The organism is Pseudomonas sp. CM25 (assembly GCF_013179705.1).
Classification (GTDB): domain Bacteria; phylum Pseudomonadota; class Gammaproteobacteria; order Pseudomonadales; family Pseudomonadaceae; genus Aquipseudomonas.
Map to the genome: position 1 here is coordinate 1 of NZ_JABMCW010000645.1, position 1,299 is coordinate 1,299.

The following is a 1,299-nucleotide window of genomic DNA, read 5'->3' on the forward strand; positions in this document are numbered from 1 at the left end:
AGCGGCGCTGGCCTTCGGCGTACAGGGTGTCGAACGCCAGGGACGACTTGCCGGAACCGGACAGGCCGGTGATCACGATGAGTTTGTCCCGGGGCAGGGTCAGGTCGATGTTCTTCAGGTTGTGGGTACGTGCCCCACGAATCAGGATCTTGTCCACTGCGGCCTCGCTCGGCGGGCATAAACAAAGAAGTATACGGCGCCCTGCCAGTACGCGGCAAAGCGTCGCGTAGATGCCCTCAAGCTGTCGGACTGATAGAATCGCCGCCGGTTCATACGAGGTTAATCCATGCACGACACCCACAACGAGCGCATGAGCAGCGGCGAAACCCGCGCTGCTGGCGGCCTGGCCCTGGTCTTTGCCTTTCGTATGCTGGGCATGTTCATGGTCCTGCCGGTGCTGGCTACCTACGGCATGGACCTGGCCGGTGCAACCCCCGCACTGATCGGCCTGGCCATCGGTGCCTATGGCCTGACCCAGGCAGTGCTGCAGATTCCGTTCGGGATGATTTCCGACCGTATCGGCCGCCGGCCGGTGATTTACCTGGGGCTGGTGATCTTCGCCCTGGGCAGCGTACTGGCGGCGCAGGCCGACTCCATCTGGGGGGTGATCGCCGGGCGTATCCTGCAGGGCGCCGGGGCGATTTCCGCAGCGGTCATGGCATTGTTGTCCGACCTTACCCGCGAGCAGCACCGGACCAAGGCGATGGCCATGATCGGCATGAGCATCGGCCTGTCGTTCGCCGTGGCCATGGTTGTCGGCCCCTTGCTGACAAGTGCATTCGGGTTGTCAGGATTGTTCCTGACAACGGCAGGACTTGCCCTGGTGGGTATCCTGTTGATCGCGTTCGTCGTGCCCAACACCCACAGCATCCTGCAGCACCGAGAGTCGGGGGTGGCACGCCAGGCAATCGGCCCGACCCTGCGCCACCCGGACCTTCTGCGCCTGGATGTGGGCATTTTCGTCCTGCATGCCATTCTCATGGCCAGCTTCGTCGCACTGCCACTGGCCTTTGTCGAGCGCGGCGGCCTGCCGAAGGAGCAGCACTGGTGGGTATACCTGACCGCGTTGTTCATCTCATTTTTTGCAATGGTACCGTTCATCATCTACGGCGAAAAAAAGCGCAAGATGAAACGCGTACTGGCCGGGGCGGTCAGTGTGTTGCTGCTGGTGGAGCTGTTCTTCTGGCAGTGGGCTGACGGTTTGCGCGGACTGGTGATCGGCACCGTGGTATTCTTTACTGCATTCAACCTGCTGGAGGCATCGTTGCCTTCACTGGTGAGCAAAGTGTCGCCTGCAGG

Annotated in this window: 2 protein-coding genes; one reads left to right on the forward strand and one right to left on the reverse strand. The window is 61.9% G+C overall.

The genetic code is table 11. The features are described 5' to 3' along the window. Nucleotides 1–157 (reverse strand): ATP-binding cassette domain-containing protein (locus HP546_RS30335; RefSeq protein ID WP_172233578.1); only part of this gene is annotated, 157 nt, incomplete at its 3' end. Between the two features lie 129 nt (nt 158–286). On the opposite strand from HP546_RS30335, the gene HP546_RS30340 reads away from it, so the two are divergent. Then, on the forward strand, nt 287–1,299 hold a 1,013-nt coding region (locus HP546_RS30340; protein WP_172233581.1), incomplete at its 3' end, for an MFS transporter.